Here is a 13658-nt window from a genome sequence, read left to right as displayed (position 1 = left end):
CCGTGGCCAGCTCGTACAAGTGTGCGCGGTGTAAGCAGAAGGTCGAGATCGACCAGAATGTCAGGTGCCCCTACTGCGGACACCGTATCCTGTTCAAGGAGAGAGGCGCCGCGACCAAAGACCTGAAGGCTCGATGACTGTCGTCACGACCTCCAGAAAAGCGGCAAACGACCTGCGGGCGCTCGCACGGCACCTCGCCTTTGCGACGGGCGCCCGATACCTGGCCCGCGGGAAGACCGGCCTTGCGGCCCTTTCCGACGAGTCGGTCATACTCTTTCTCCGGGAACGCGGCGCCCTCAGGCTCCAGGTGGTGGAGGAAGGGGTTGTCGCCCATGAGTTTGCTCTCAGGAAGGTCACGATCTCTGAGCGGAGCGAACCGATCAGTCACACGGTCAGGATCGCGGACCCATCGGTTTATGATGTCCTGAAAAGATACTGTGTAACTGAACAGATCGAGGCCGACGTGCCGTCAGTCATCTTTGACGGCCAGCAGAAGAAGAGGATCGTCCTTGAGGTGGCACCCGATGCATGAGGCGGTCTTTACGTTCCACTCGCCGGCTGCGCCCCTGCTGTACCGCGCCCTCGCCCCGGAGGCCGGGGAGGTGGCCGGTTCCCGTTCCCACGAGGGGGTCGCCCTCGCCGGCCCCGACAGCCTTGTCCTCACGGTGTGGGCGGCGGACGTGCACGCCCTGCGGGCGGCGCTGAACATGTGGCTTCGGCTGGTCAATGTGGCTGACGAAATCCAGGAGATGATCAGGCATGAGTAGTACTATTTCACCCAGGGTTCAGCAGCAGCTTGCGATGCTGCAGCAGATCCAGCAGCAGCTCCAGACGATCGTCGGGCAGAAGGCCCAGTACGAGATGGCGGTGAAGGAGACAAACCGCGCGGCGGAGGAGTTGAAGGAGGTCGCCGACGATGCGCCGGTGTACGTGAATGTCGGCACCGTGATGATGCAGAAGGGGAAGGAGAAGGTGCTCGCCGAATTGCAGGAGAAGGCCGAGACCCTCGGGCTGCGGATTGCGTCCCTTGAAAAACAGGAAAAAGTGATGCAGACGAAGTTCGAGCAGCTCCAGTCCCAGGTGAAGCAGGCCCTCGGCGGCGGCTCTTCCCCGGCCTCGTAATCTTTTTTTCTGGTTTCTCTTTGTCCGGGTCGATCGCTGTGGTGACTACCCGATGGGATGCACAGGTCCACCGCCTTCCCCATAGTGTTCGCCGGGGGACTGCCTCGAAAACCTGCGGTTTTCTCATGCTCACTTCGTTCGCACAGCGAAACCTTCAGTTTCTTGACCTCATTGCGTTCGGCCCTCGAAGACCTACGGTTTTCTCAACCTCCTTTTTTCTCCCTCAGAACTGATCCCGGGAAGAGCGAACAGAGGATCCTGAAGGGGAGATTGCCCTATCCCTGCCTATCCTGAGCGGGGGTTCGGGGGCGTAGTCCCCCGGTGGAAAGTGCCAATCGCCCGCCTTCCCCTAGATACGAGCCGGGGGACTACTCGAAAGCCTGGCGGCTTTCTCGTTGCCCCCGGACCCCCGATCTCAGGATAGGGCCGGGGAAGACAGAGCATGGATCCTGAAGGGGATGATTGCCGTACTCCTACTATTCTGTGCCGGGGGAAACGAGCGTCAGAGAGTTCAAGAACCCGAAAAAAAGTGTCGTTCCGGGGAGGTCACTCCCCGGTCTTCGCGCCCTGCACCCTCTGCAGGAGGTTGATCGCGTTGATCATGGCGTCGACGGAGGCGATGACGATGTCGTCTGATGAGGCAGAGGCGTCGAAGATGTGGCCTGCCCGGTCCTCGACGGTGATCGTGACATGGCCGATGGCGTCTGTGCCGCCGCTGATCGACTCGACCGCGAACTCCTTCAGGTGGACGGGCTCGTCCAGGCAGCGGAGGATCGCCTTCATGGCGGCGTCCACCGGGCCGTTGCCTGTGCTGCACCCGACCTTCTCGGCCCCGTCGACGATGAGGCTGACCGAGGCGGTCGGCATCGAGTGGGTGCCGGTGAAGACGGCGATGTCCCGCAGCCCGACTGCGGGGGTGACGCCTGCCATGCCCATCACTTCCTCGGCGATCGCATACAGGTCGGCGTCGGTGATCCGGCGGCCGCGGCTGGCGATCGCCTTCATCTTCGCCAGGATCTGGTCGAGTGCGGCGTCGTCAGGCTGCATGTGGACGTCGGCGAGCATCTGGCGGACGGCGTGCCTGCCCGCATGCTTGCCGAGCTTCAGGCGCCGTCGATGACCGACCATTTCCGGGGTCATGATGCCCGGCTCGAAGGTGTCCGGGTGCTCGATGATGCCGTGGGCATGGATGCCGCTCTCATGGGAGAAGGCGTTCTCGCCGACGACGGGCTGTCCCGGCGGGATGCTGATCCCGGCGTACCGGGAGACCAGGCGCGAGGTCTCCAGGAGGCGGTTGGAGACGACGCCTGTCTCGATGCCGTAGATCGCCTCCAGGGCCATCGCGGTCTGGGCGAGGTCGGCGTTGCCGGCCCGCTCGCCCATGCCGTTGACGGTGACCTGGACCTGCGCGGCCCCGGCCTCGACCGCGGCCAGGGTGTTTGCGACCGCGAGGCCGAAGTCGTTGTGGCAGTGGACGTCGATCGGCGCCTTCACCTCCTTCACGGCCCAGGCGATCAACTCCTTCATCGCGGTCGGCGTCATCACGCCGACGGTGTCGGGGATGTTCACGGTCGTCGCCCCCGCGTCCACGGCCGCCCGGCAGACTTCGGCCAGGTAGTCCCTGTCAGTCCTGGTGGCGTCCATTGCGGAGAAGAGGACGTGCGGCACCTGCTCCCTGGCATAGGCGACGACCTCCGCGGTGGCGTCGAGCACCTCCTGCCTGCTCTTTTTGATCGTGTACTCCCGCTGGATGTCAGAGGTCGGGACGAAGACATGGATCATGCCGACGCCGCACGCGGTGCAGGCATCCACGTCGTCCCTGCGCATCCGGGCGAGGCCGCAGATCCGGGCAGAGTCGACGGCCCTGGCGACCGCCTGCACGGCCTCCCTCTCCTCCGCGGAGGATGCAGGGAACCCGGCCTCGATGGTGCCGATGCCTGTTGCGGCGAGCTGGCGTGCAATCTCGACCTTCTGGTCAACGGTAAAGGACACGCCCGGCGTTTGTTCGCCGTCCCTCAGCGTGGTGTCGAAAAGAGTGATGGTCTTACGTGCATTCCCAGGGGTAAAGAAAACGATACCCCCTTGTCATCTGTGTGTCTGCGTTGATGCGAGACATACACAGAAAAGGACACCGGGATATATATAGATGTCTCCCGGGGCGTCAGGGGACACCGATATCTTTAATAACCGGCTAGGCCCACCTATATAACGCAATACCCGCCTTAACTCAGACTGGTAGAGTGCGCGGCTGTAGTTTGGTTTACCGACGCTCGGTAACCGCGCGGCTACCGCGATGTCCCCGGTTCGACTCCGGGAGGCGGGATATCGCAATGTGCCCAGGTAGTGTAGAGGCCTATCATGATGCCCTGTCACGGCATCGACACGGATTCGAATTCCGTCCTGGGCGTTTTCCCTTTTTGCATCGTCACTCCCCGACTCCGGGGTGTATTTTTTACTTCCGGAGGTGAAGTGTCTCTCCATGGAGCATGAGTACACGGCAGACCGTGCGCGGGAAGGACTCTGCCTTGCCCTTTCCGGAGCCGAAGAGGCCCGCATCAGGAGTATGGCCGCGATCTTCCTCGGGAAGGATGGGGAGGACCCGACCGCGCTCGTCCTGGCCCTCGGCGATGCCGACAAAGGGGTGCGGGCGCGGGCGATGGAGGGTCTGGTGGCACAGGATGCCGTCCTCCCCCTTGTCCGCGCCCTCCAGGACCCTGCGTGGCGGCCCCGGTACCGCGCTGCGGAGGGGCTCGGCCGCATCGGCGACCGCCGGGCCGTCGGGCCCCTCGTGCGGGCCCTCGCAGATGAAAAGGACCATGTGCGTTACATGGCGGCGAAGGCCCTCGGCCAGATCGCAGACCCGGCGGCGCGGGAGGCCCTCCTCCCCCTCCTCTCCGATACAAACCCGCCGGCCAGGAAGGCGGCGGCCTTTGCCCTGGGGCGTGTGGGGGGCGCGGAATCTGCCCTGGAGGCGGCCCTCGTCGCCGAACCCTCGGGTGCGGTGCGCCGGGCGATCAGGGATGCCCTCGGTCGGCCGTGATATGGAGACCCCTCCCCTCCCCCTGGTGGTCCGTGTCGGGGTGGTAGGAGAGGGCGACCCCGCGCCTGTGCTCGTGTACCTGGACCGCATCCTTGCCAGCACACCTCACACCTATCTGGCCGTGACCACCAGCGCAACTGTTCCCGGCATCGCCGACCTCCAGACCGTCGGCTCGGCCGCGAAGGTGGCCGAGGCCTGCGACATCCTCGTTGCTTTCACCGAAGACGCCGCCGCCGCGGCCCGCGCCGCGGGCAGGACATTCTTTTTCGTTACCCCGGAGGGTGCGGTCACCGCGGAGCACCATGCCGACCGCATCCTCGAGACCCTCCGCTTCTTCGACGCCTATAATGGCGAGAGTGTGGACACGGCGCGGGTCAGGGTAAAGGTGGCCGGCCGGGAGAGTGCTTACAGGGCGGCCCTGCTCGGTGCGGGCCTGGACCCGGCCCTCCTTGACGAGGTGGCAGGGTCCCTCCTCCCGTACTATGCCCGCACCCGCATCCTCGCCGACCGCTATGGCCGCCGCCACCGGCTGGCCGGCAGTGCGGTGTACGCCCTCTCCTCCGCCGCGATCGCCATCGCCGCAGTCCAGGCCCTCCTCCTCCCTGTCTGGCCTGCCCTGGTCTGGCTGGAGGTGGCGGCGATCGCCTGCGTCCTCCTCCTCCTCATTGCTGGCCGGACCCTGGACTGGCACCGCAGGTGGCTCGACTACCGCTTCCTTGCAGAGAGGATCAGATCGGCGATCTTCCTCTGTTTTGTCTGCATCACCTGCGAGCTCCCCGACCGCCCGCCCCTCACCCTCTCTCCCCATGCCGACGACTGGCTCTCTCTGGCCTTTGAGAGTCTGGTCGAGTCGAGGCCGCAGGAATACTGCTCCCTTGCGATGCCCTTCGAGCCCCTGAAGACCTTCCTCCTGGAGGCCTGGCTCGCCCGGCAGATCGACTGGTACGCGGAGAAGGCGCAGAAAAACCGGCGGCGGCACGAGGACCTCCTCTATGCCGGGGAGATCTTCTTCATCGCCACCCTGATCGCGGCCGCGGCCCATGCCTCGGGCGTCGGCCACCCCTACACCACCACCCTGACCATCGTCCTCCCCGCTGTTGCGGCCGGCCTCGCCGCGATCCGGACCCAGCAGGAGTACCGCCCGACGGCCGAGAGGGCGTCCCGCATGCTCCGCCACCTCTCGGCACTCTCCCTGCGGATCAGGCGGGCCGAGGACATGCCGACCCTCTGTGACCTCCTTGCCGAGGCGAACGAGATGATGCTGCGGGAGCAGCAGGAGTGGCGGGTCTCCTTCCGGTTCAGGGAACTCGAAGGGGTATAAGAAGAGAGATGTTTTCAGCCGCTCTTCCCCTCTGCCTGGTCGAGCAACGCACGGATGAGAGGTTTCTGTGCCGGTATCTCATGGGTCAGGACATCCCAGACGATCTCCCAGTCCACACTGAAGTACACATGGAGGTCATCCCAAAACTAATCATACCCTCTGTCCTGTCGATGGAATGATCGGTATGTGGTTCTGAAAAATCCTGTTCTGGTGTCCTGTCCGGGGGGTTTCACCCCCCGGTCCCCCCATCATTGCGATAGGGGGTGGAGGGCAATCTTCTTCGATATGCAGGGGTTATTCTTCCCCCGTCCTATCCTATTTTCGGGGGTCCGGGGGCGTCAGTCCCCCGGTGGAGAGCGAAGGGAAGGCGGTGGTTTCGCACGATTCTTCAGGGAATTCAGGGAGATATCGACCCGATCCTGTAATTTCTCCCGGTCCCTGCATGCAGAGATCGGGAAATGAACGAGAGTTTTGGGATATGCTCATGGATAAGCCTGTCCCGCATGCCTGCCATCGCTCTCCAGGGGACCTCGGGATGGGCCTCCCTGAAGGAGGGCGGGAGGTTCTTCGCCGCCTCACCGATCGCCTCGATGCTCCGGAGGACAGATCGTTTCAGCACTTCGTCCTTCACGAGGTCGTCATAGGTGATGGCGCCGCACTGCTCCTCCAGGAAGGTCATCTCATCCATGATATGGTGGAGGAAGACTCCTTCACGCTTCACACCAGACCACCTCGTCTTCGATGTACGGACGGAGATAGGGGTCGATCCCGCCGGTGGTGACCAGGTCCACCCGCCTGCCGAAGAGGTCTTCGAGGTATGCGATGAGGGCCATGAAGTTCTGGAATGTGGCCTGTCCAGGTGCGAATTCGACGAGGATATCGATGTCGCTCGTCGGGGTCTCGTCTCCCCTCGCGACGGACCCGAAGATGCCGATCCGTACGACTCCGAAACGCCCCCGGATCCAGGCCGATCGCTCCTGCAGTTGCCTGAGTTCGTTGGTCTGGAGGTGAGCGGTCACGCCTATCGAGAGGATCCCGGGGATTGCGGTATATCTGGGTGCCCGCACCGCGGCACTCTCCGGGGAATCGCTTGAAACTTCGTTTCATGAGTGATTCTCCACAACGCCGGTCTCTGAAGCGGATCGCCCCCACCCACCTGCGGGGTGATCGGTATTATATCGCAGGAGGTGGCACAGTGTAGCAGGAAACAACGATGTCTGAAATCAAGCGCCAGTATGTGATCTCCGAAGACAACAGACCAATCGGCGTTATCCTCGACATCTCGACTTTTGAACGGATCGAGTCCATCCTCGAAGATTACGGCCTTGCACAGTACATCACTGAAGCCGACGACGAAGAACCCCTCGAACGTGCAGAGGCACTGAAATATTACAAAAAATTACAGGGCTCCGTCTGACATGGTCACGTGCCTCTACAAAAAGACGTTCTTAAAGGATCTTGCGAAAATCCCGTCTCCTATGAGAGGGTCTATTGAAGACCTGGTATTCACCGACCTTCCTGCCTCCACAGATCTCCATGCCGATTTTGATTTCAAAAAAATGAGGGGATATCAGGACTTCTACCGGATACGAGTGGGAAAATACCGGATCGGGTGCAGACTCACCGCCACGGGAACCCTGATCCTCTACCGCGTCAAATCCAGAGAAGAGATCTACTCCGTATTCCCGTGATCCTTATTCTACCAGTCAGCCACCCATACGAGAACTATCGACACGATAGAGTCTCAAGCCCCGCCCTTCAGGCCGGGGTAGTTGACAAGTCCCCGGCGTGCGATGTTCGGTACGGCCTCTCCCCGTGCCGCCGGTCATATTTATGTCCGCAGACATCCCATGCACTATCGGGAGGTACGGTGGATGCTGGTAAAATTCGATATCTACTCTGACGGTGAGTTCTGGTGTGGCCGTGGCATGGGGGTGGACATCTTCACCCAGGGTGCAACGCTTGACGAACTCATGAACAATATCAAAGATGCAGTGGAGCTGCATTTTGAAGAGGATATCGATGCCGGAGAACAGATCACGGTTGTCTCCCTGACAGAACTTCAGGTTGGTTCAATTGCCAAAATCTCCGGTTGTTAGCGGCAATCTTCTGGTGAAGGTGCTCGGTTCGCCTGGAGATACCGTCCTGTGGCAGTCATGTTCAGTTGAGCAAGAACACACCTGCCGGAGAACACCGGATCACGATCCCTCTCCATGACGAGATCGCAAAGGGCACCCTGAACGATATCGTCGCAAAGGTATCTCAGTGGAATTGTATCTCGAAAGAAGACCTTTTTGATCTGTTGCGATAAGGGATATCCCCTGCCGTGAGATCTCTCATTATCCCGCTATTTGACGTGTGAGGCGGTCGATATATCCCTCTAACAGATGGGAGAGGCGTCCCCCCCTCTCTCCTGCAGGGAGTGTCGAGACAAACCTTCCTGCTCTTCTATCCTCCAGGCTCCCTGACGGCGTGGTACAGGGCCTCCAGGTGTGCGACCTCGTTTTCTCCGCAGGGGAGGCCGGCGTACCGGATCGCCTCGTACAGCATCGCGAAGGCGGCCGCCGCCTCCTGTGCCGGCGTCTCTGTGAGTGCGGCGGCGATCTCCCGCGGGGTCAGGGAGCGGGCGTTTTTCACGCCGTACTGCCTCTCCGCCGCGTCCGCGAGGCCCTGCCAGAGGGCGACTGCGGCCTCCTCAGGGGGGAGGCCGGCGACGGTGACAGGGACATCTTCCTCTTCTTCAGGTGGAGGTGGTACCAGCCTCTCCGCAAGCACCGGCGTCACGTCCTCCTCTTTCCGCCTGCGGCGGTACAGGACGACGCCTATGCCGCCAAGGAGGATCAGGAAGGCGGCCGCGGCGACGGGGAGGCCTCCCCTCTCCACGACGACCTCGGGACTCTCTGCCGGGTCGAGGGGGAAGCCCTCGCCCGAGAAGACGGCCTGGAGGGTGTGGCGCCCCGCGGCGAGGTTGATGGTATCCTCATACCTCCCCCCCTCCCCTGTCGTCAGTCTCGTGGCCTCTGTCCCGTCGATGAGGAGGGCGATCCTCGCGCCCGCGACCCCGCGGCCCTGTGCGGTGAGTGTGCCGGAGACCATGCTCTCATTCGCCGCGAGAGTGAGGTCCGCGGGCGAGGCGAGCACCGTGAACTCGACGAGGCCCGAGACGGCGTCGCCCGATTGGACATACGCCAGGTGCGGGCCTGCCCGGCCTCTCTCGATCCTGTGCTCGATTGCGTAGACCCCTGTCGAGTGTGCACTCCCTGCCTGCCTGCTGTCGACGAAGGCCTCGACAGTCTTTCCTGCCGGCGCCGTGCCCCGCAGGGTGATGAGGTCCCCGAACCGCGCCTCCCCCGGCTCTATCGCGAGGCCGAGCGCGGGCGGCGGCAGGGCGATTCCCCCTTTCGTCTCCTCCCCGACGATCCCCCGGAAGGTTTTGACGCTCTCCTCGTGGGCCGCGGTGTCGGCCTCGTACTTCTCCCCGATGGCGACCGTCTTCGCCGCCGCCCTCTCATAGGTCGTCGCCGCCCCCTGCAGCTCCTTCTTCAGTGCCTCGCCCTCGTAGACGAGGGAGTAGACCTTCCCCGGATCTTTTTCGTCCCTGTACTCGACCCTGATCTCCTCCAGGCGCTCCGTGCCATTGACGAGAGTCGTGAGGCTCTCCAGGTTCTCCCGGCTCTTCTGCCTGAACTCGTCGATGTCTGTGCCGGTGAGGTCGAGGTTCACGACCAGGTTGTCCACCGAGTGCGTCATCTCTGCGTATTCTTTCAGGTCCTTCTCTGCACTCTCAAAGTCCTTCACCTGCACGGAGAGGACGACCGTGCTCCCCTGCCCGAGTATGTCCTGCATCAGGGGGACGAGGGATGCGGCCCCCTTCGCGTTTATTTTTTCTGCTGCCGAGAGGTCGGCCTCGGCCGGGTTCTCCGTATCTTTCGCGGTCCAGAGGAGGGGCTCCCCTGCCTGGAGGGCGAGGAGGCCGATGCAGGCCAGCACCAGGAGGGCGGCCAGGACCTGTGCACCCTTCATTTCGCCAGGATCTCCAGCACCTTCATCACGACGATATAGCCGAAGACGATCACGCCCGCGGCGATGATCACCTTGATCCCCTTCAGGTACCGCGGCTGGACAAAAGGCGTGTCGATGAGCACCGTGACCGCGAGGAGGCCGATGAGCCAGAGCACAAAAGAGACCTCCAGGTCGAGGGCCCTGTTCAGGAGCATGAAAAAGGCGACGACCCCTGTCCACAGGGCGATCGCCCCTGCCCCGATGTAGCCGGCACCGCGCATATCCCTGATCTCTTCACCCCTGCGCCGGATTAAGGTTGCGAAGGGGTTTTCCTGCCCCTCGCCCCTGTCCTGCGCGCGTCCCTGCTCCTCTGTCCATGTTCTGCCTGCCTTTTCCCTGGCCCTGTCATTAGAAGTTAAATATACTTCTTCATCATCGGGACAGAATAAACAATCCTTATATATTGCCACAGATAATTGATATCCCGTAAACCTCCCCTCCCCGGCCCCCCCTAACCTGGCCGGAGAGGGCCTCCCTGTCCGTAGGGGGCGGGGAGAGAGGGGATCTGGATGTGGGTGCGCGTGAATCAGAGCAGTATACATGAAGTACATCGGGTGCAGGCCGGACCCTGCCCTGCTGGAAGTGGGGTGGCGTCTGCCCGTTCTTTCCCTCCTGATGGGACAGGGCAGACAGTGGGAGGGTTCCCTGTCACCTCTCTCGACCAGGTCCCCCCCGGCCAGACGATCGCCGCGATGCCTGCCTACAATGAGGAGCGCTTCATCGCGAAGACGGTCCTCGGCGCCAGGAAGTACGTCGACGTCGTCCTCGTCGTCGACGACGGCTCCTCCGACGCCACCGTCGAGATCGCCCGCGCCCTCGGCGCCCTCGTCATCCAGCATAAGACCAACCAGGGCTATGGCGGGGCCCTGCGCACGATCTTCGAGACCGCCCGCGCCGTCCGGGCCGACGCCCTCGTCATCCTCGACGCCGACGGCCAGCATGATCCGCGTGATATCCCGGCCCTCCTCACCAGACTCGACGGCGGCGCCGACGTCGTCATCGGCTCCCGCTTCCTCGACGGCTCGAAGGGCGACATCCCTGCCTACCGCAAGGTCGGCATGAAGGTCCTCGACGAGATGACCGAGTTCGCCGGCGGCGACCTCCAGGTCTCCGACTCCCAGTCAGGCTTCCGGGCGTACGGCCAGCGGGCCATCGAGGCCGTGCACATCGCCGGCGAGGGCATGTCTGCCGGCTCCGAGATCCTGATCCAGGCCGCCGACGCCGGTCTTCGGATCGCCGAGGTGCCGATCACGGTGCGGTACGACATCGAGGGGACGTCAAGTGAGAACCCTGTTTCGCATGGGGTCGGTGTGCTGATGAACATCGTCCGGCTGATCAGCCTCCGCCGGCCGCTGGTGTTCTTCGGGATTCCCGGCACTGTCTTCACGGTTGTCGGCCTCGCTGCCGAACTCTACACGTTTTCGGAGTTCTACGAGACCGCCCAGTTCCACTATATCGTCTTCACGGGGGGGTTGTTCGCCCTGCTCCTGGGGTTGCTGCTCGCCACCGCGGGGATGATTTTGTACTCGCTTGTGCAGATTATGCAGGGGCAGTGCGGGGTGAGAGTTAGGTGCACGCACACTTCTGAAAACGCTGAACAGATCACCATACACTGAGGCCAGAGTTACATACATGATAGCAATAATCCTTGGCACACGTCCCGAGACCGTCACGGCATCTCTGATCATCACACAGGTAGAGATACCATGAATTCTTCTCGTCTGCACCCTCAGAAAATCTCTGTCGTCGTCCCGGTCAGAAATGGGGTGCCAAAAATTGAGCGCTGCCTTCAGGCCCTCCTCAATCAAACACTACAACCCTATGAGATCATCGTCGTCGACGGCCACTCCACGGATGCAACCGTTGAGATCGCAAGAAAATTCCAGACCCGGGTGGTCTTCGAGGACTACGGGACAGTCGGCGGTGCCCGCCAGGTTGGTGTTGAGGAGGCAGGGGGAGACTATGTCGCCTTTACCGACGCCGACTGCATCCCCCAGAAGGACTGGCTTGAAAACCTCGTCCGAGAATTCGAGGACGGCATAGCAGGTGTGGGAGGCGGGATCAAAAATATCGGTACCGGCCTCTGGGAGGAGTCCATCGCCCTCGCCCTCGACACTTTTCTCGGGAGTGCAAACTCGGTCCAGGACCGCGTCCTCCCGGGTAAGAGGGTTGTCAGGAGTATCAGCGGCTGCAGCAGTATGTACCGGAAGAAGGATCTCGTGACGGTAGGGGGGTTCGATGTCAAGCTTTCCATCAATGAAGACACCGAACTGAACACGCGGATGCAACGCCTCGGCACACTCGTCTACACTCCCGATGCCCTCGTCCATCATAACCAGGAGAGAACGATCGTAGAGTTTGTCAGGCGGATGCACTTCTTCGGCTATGGTCGAGGCATCAACCGCCTCTGGGACCTTCAGGTCGTCCCGCCTCTGGCAGCCATCGGGATCCTGCTGCTTGCATTTATTGCCCCACTTGCATCCGCTGCCCTAGTTGTGATCTATGCAGGAATAGTAGGGGCATATACCATCGCCATTTTTGGAAAAGTCAGAAAAGCGGATTATCTCCTCTCAGTTCCGATCGTCTATCTCCTTGAACACATTGCCTATATGTTCGGATTCTGGACAGGCACCGTCGCAAGCATCACGAAAAGGAGTTCTCCATGAAGATCTATCTTCTCAACCCCCCGTACTTCCCTCATTTCGGGAGGAGTGCGCGATGGCAGGACACGGGAAGGGCAGGCACATTGTATTATCCTATCTGGCTGTCCTACGCAACTGCACTCCTTGAACAGGAGCATGAAACGCGGCTTGTCGATGCACCTGCATGGAACTGGAAGATAGAGGATGTCATAGATGATATAGGCAAATTTGATCCAGATATTCTGGTCATCGATTCCAGTTTCCCCAGCCTCAATAATGATATCAGCGTTGCAGAGGCCGTGAAGGATAGCTATCCTGCGATAACGACGGTTCTTGTCGGCCCCCCGGCGTCCCAGTATGCGGCACAGATCCTGAAGCATGCCGCAATTGATATTGTTGTTCGGTGGGAGTACGACTTTACGCTCCGGGAACTAGCGAGGGTTCTTGAAGACGCTGGTGACCTCTCCTCTGTCAAAGGCATCTCCTACAGAGTCAACGGCCAGGTCGTTCACAACCCTGATCGTGAATTCTCCACCTCGGCAGACCTCGATACAATCCCCTTTGTCTCGAAAGTCTACAAAAAATATCTCCATATCGAGGACTATTTTCTCGGGCAATCTCTTTACCCTGAGGTCCAGATATTCACCGGAAGGGGGTGTCCAAACCAGTGCACCTTCTGCGCCTGGCCACAGACTCTCACCGGACGGAAGTATCGCGTGAGAAGCATCGCCAGCGTACTGGATGAGCTTGCCTGGATCGAGGCCAACCTGAAGGTCAAGGAAGTCTTCTTCGAGGACGACACCTTCACCATCAGCAAAGAACGGGTCATGGAGTTCTGTAAGGGTTATCAGGAACGCGGCCTCTCGGTCACCTGGTCCTGCAATGCCCGCGCAAACACCCTAGACCTTGAGACGATGCAGGCGATGAAGAAGGCGAACTGCCGTCTGCTCATTGCGGGGTATGAATCCGGTGTTGATTCCATCCTGCAGGCGATCAAGAAGGGGATCACCACCGATCAGATCAGAACATTTGCAGAGAATGCCCGGAAGGCAGGGCTGCTTGTTCATGGGGACTTCATCATCGGGCTGCCGGGGGAAACCAAAGAGACGATCGAGCAGACGAAGAAACTCATCCGTGAGGTGAGGCCCGACATCCTGCAGGTTGCCGTGGCATCTCCCTTCCCGGGAACGGAGTTTTATGTCTGGTGTAAGGGTAACGGATATCTTCTCACTGATGATCCCAACGAGTACCTCGATGATGAAGGTCACCAGAAGGCGATCCTCTCCTACCCTGCCCTGAGCAACGAAGAGATGGTACGCGAGGCGAATGAGATCTTGCGGGGATACTATCTCTCGCCGGGATATGTGCCGCTGGCGATGAGGCAGGTCTGCAGGAAAAACGCTGTCGCTGAAGTGAAAAGACTCTGGTTTTCCACGAAGATGTTTTTGGGGTATGTATCTAAGTGAGTGTT

19 protein-coding genes and 2 tRNA genes are annotated in these 13658 nt (G+C 61.2%); 15 read left to right on the top strand and 6 right to left on the bottom strand.

The genetic code is table 11. The annotated features are described in order from the left end of the window. The first annotated feature begins 2 nt into the window (after positions 1 to 2). Genes MEFOE_RS13530 through MEFOE_RS11975 form a run of 4 tightly spaced genes read left to right on the top strand, consistent with a single transcriptional unit; the run spans position 3 to position 1122 of the window. Positions 3 to 137 (top strand): DNA-directed RNA polymerase subunit P, encoded by a 135-nt coding sequence (locus tag MEFOE_RS13530; RefSeq protein WP_083523466.1) that lies wholly within the window; start codon positions 3 to 5, stop codon positions 135 to 137. After that, the gene (locus tag MEFOE_RS11985) at positions 134 to 532 is read left to right on the top strand and encodes a Brix domain-containing protein (protein ID WP_067052395.1); all 399 of its coding nucleotides are present in this window, start codon (positions 134 to 136) and stop codon (positions 530 to 532) included. Before MEFOE_RS13530 ends, MEFOE_RS11985 begins: the two co-directional genes overlap by 4 nt. Next, positions 525 to 767, top strand: a complete 243-nt coding sequence (locus tag MEFOE_RS11980; RefSeq protein ID WP_067052392.1) for a KEOPS complex subunit Pcc1 — start codon at positions 525 to 527, stop codon at positions 765 to 767. Before MEFOE_RS11985 ends, MEFOE_RS11980 begins: the two co-directional genes overlap by 8 nt. Then, positions 760 to 1122 (top strand): prefoldin subunit beta, encoded by a 363-nt coding sequence (locus tag MEFOE_RS11975; protein WP_067052390.1) that lies wholly within the window; start codon positions 760 to 762, stop codon positions 1120 to 1122. The genes MEFOE_RS11980 and MEFOE_RS11975 overlap by 8 nt, the downstream gene beginning before the upstream one ends. 546 nt (positions 1123 to 1668) lie before the next feature. Here MEFOE_RS11975 and MEFOE_RS11970 read toward each other — a convergent pair. Next, positions 1669 to 3162: a 2-isopropylmalate synthase gene (locus MEFOE_RS11970; RefSeq protein ID WP_067052388.1), complete on the bottom strand. Its 1494-nt coding sequence runs from the start codon at positions 3160 to 3162 to the stop codon at positions 1669 to 1671. A 176-nt stretch (positions 3163 to 3338) separates the two neighbouring features. Between MEFOE_RS11970 and MEFOE_RS11965 the strand changes: the two genes are divergently transcribed. The 4 genes from MEFOE_RS11965 to MEFOE_RS11950 all read left to right on the top strand — a co-directional run bounded on the left by MEFOE_RS11965 (position 3339) and on the right by MEFOE_RS11950 (position 5483). Further along, positions 3339 to 3445 (top strand) — tRNA-Tyr (locus MEFOE_RS11965). 11 nt (positions 3446 to 3456) lie between these two features. After that, positions 3457 to 3529 (top strand) — tRNA-Asp (locus tag MEFOE_RS11960). A 72-nt stretch (positions 3530 to 3601) separates the two neighbouring features. Further along, positions 3602 to 4162: a HEAT repeat domain-containing protein gene (locus tag MEFOE_RS11955; RefSeq protein WP_067052386.1), complete on the top strand. Its 561-nt coding sequence runs from the start codon at positions 3602 to 3604 to the stop codon at positions 4160 to 4162. 1 nt (position 4163) lies between these two features. After that, entirely contained in the window at positions 4164 to 5483 is a 1320-nt protein-coding gene (locus MEFOE_RS11950) for an SLATT domain-containing protein (protein WP_067052384.1), read from the top strand. A 14-nt stretch (positions 5484 to 5497) separates the two neighbouring features. On the opposite strand, the gene MEFOE_RS14715 is transcribed toward MEFOE_RS11950, so the two are convergent. The 3 genes from MEFOE_RS14715 to MEFOE_RS11940 all read right to left on the bottom strand — a co-directional run bounded on the left by MEFOE_RS14715 (position 5498) and on the right by MEFOE_RS11940 (position 6502). After that, a complete protein-coding gene (locus tag MEFOE_RS14715; protein WP_328585453.1) occupies positions 5498 to 5611 on the bottom strand; it encodes a ribonuclease HepT family protein in 114 nt (37 codons plus the stop codon). 269 nt (positions 5612 to 5880) lie between these two features. Beyond that, positions 5881 to 6204, bottom strand: a complete 324-nt coding sequence (locus MEFOE_RS11945; protein ID WP_083523464.1) for a HepT-like ribonuclease domain-containing protein — start codon at positions 6202 to 6204, stop codon at positions 5881 to 5883. Then, on the bottom strand, positions 6194 to 6502 hold the full coding sequence (locus MEFOE_RS11940) for a nucleotidyltransferase family protein (protein ID WP_067053291.1): 309 nt from the start codon (positions 6500 to 6502) through the stop codon (positions 6194 to 6196). Before MEFOE_RS11940 ends, MEFOE_RS11945 begins: the two co-directional genes overlap by 11 nt. Positions 6503 to 6696: 194 nt before the next feature. Between MEFOE_RS11940 and MEFOE_RS11935 the strand changes: the two genes are divergently transcribed. From MEFOE_RS11935 to MEFOE_RS14775, 4 genes are all read left to right on the top strand, one after another. Then, complete coding sequence (locus tag MEFOE_RS11935; RefSeq protein ID WP_067052382.1) at positions 6697 to 6900, top strand: hypothetical protein; 204 nt, start codon at positions 6697 to 6699, stop codon at positions 6898 to 6900. A gap of 1 nt (position 6901) precedes the next feature. Further along, positions 6902 to 7174 (top strand): type II toxin-antitoxin system RelE family toxin, encoded by a 273-nt coding sequence (locus MEFOE_RS11930; RefSeq protein ID WP_067052379.1) that lies wholly within the window; start codon positions 6902 to 6904, stop codon positions 7172 to 7174. 183 nt (positions 7175 to 7357) lie between these two features. Next, positions 7358 to 7582: a type II toxin-antitoxin system HicB family antitoxin gene (locus MEFOE_RS11925; RefSeq protein ID WP_067053288.1), complete on the top strand. Its 225-nt coding sequence runs from the start codon at positions 7358 to 7360 to the stop codon at positions 7580 to 7582. A 65-nt stretch (positions 7583 to 7647) separates the two neighbouring features. Next, complete coding sequence (locus MEFOE_RS14775) at positions 7648 to 7794, top strand: type II toxin-antitoxin system HicA family toxin (protein ID WP_083523463.1); 147 nt, start codon at positions 7648 to 7650, stop codon at positions 7792 to 7794. Positions 7795 to 7931: 137 nt separating this feature from the next. On the opposite strand, the gene MEFOE_RS11915 is transcribed toward MEFOE_RS14775, so the two are convergent. Continuing rightward, the gene (locus MEFOE_RS11915) at positions 7932 to 9506 is read right to left on the bottom strand and encodes a DUF4129 domain-containing protein (protein WP_067052377.1); all 1575 of its coding nucleotides are present in this window, start codon (positions 9504 to 9506) and stop codon (positions 7932 to 7934) included. Further along, positions 9503 to 9766 carry a hypothetical protein gene (locus MEFOE_RS11910; protein ID WP_067052376.1) on the bottom strand — a complete coding sequence of 88 codons (264 nt, stop codon included), beginning with the start codon at positions 9764 to 9766 and terminating at the stop codon, positions 9503 to 9505. The genes MEFOE_RS11915 and MEFOE_RS11910 overlap by 4 nt, the downstream gene beginning before the upstream one ends. 411 nt (positions 9767 to 10177) lie before the next feature. Here MEFOE_RS11910 and MEFOE_RS11905 point away from each other — a divergent pair, with 411 nt between their 5' ends. From MEFOE_RS11905 to MEFOE_RS11895, 3 genes are all read left to right on the top strand, one after another. Further along, positions 10178 to 11161 (top strand): glycosyltransferase family 2 protein, encoded by a 984-nt coding sequence (locus MEFOE_RS11905; RefSeq protein ID WP_067052373.1) that lies wholly within the window; start codon positions 10178 to 10180, stop codon positions 11159 to 11161. A gap of 90 nt (positions 11162 to 11251) precedes the next feature. Beyond that, positions 11252 to 12211 (top strand): glycosyltransferase, encoded by a 960-nt coding sequence (locus tag MEFOE_RS11900; RefSeq protein ID WP_067052371.1) that lies wholly within the window; start codon positions 11252 to 11254, stop codon positions 12209 to 12211. Beyond that, on the top strand, positions 12208 to 13653 hold the full coding sequence (locus MEFOE_RS11895) for a B12-binding domain-containing radical SAM protein (protein ID WP_067052369.1): 1446 nt from the start codon (positions 12208 to 12210) through the stop codon (positions 13651 to 13653). Before MEFOE_RS11900 ends, MEFOE_RS11895 begins: the two co-directional genes overlap by 4 nt. Positions 13654 to 13658 lie beyond the last annotated feature (5 nt).

Source organism: Methanofollis ethanolicus (assembly GCF_001571385.1).
GTDB classification, from domain to species: Archaea; Halobacteriota; Methanomicrobia; order Methanomicrobiales; family Methanofollaceae; genus Methanofollis; species Methanofollis ethanolicus.
Note: the sequence above shows the minus strand (reverse complement) of the source record. Positions and strands in the feature narration are given on the sequence as shown.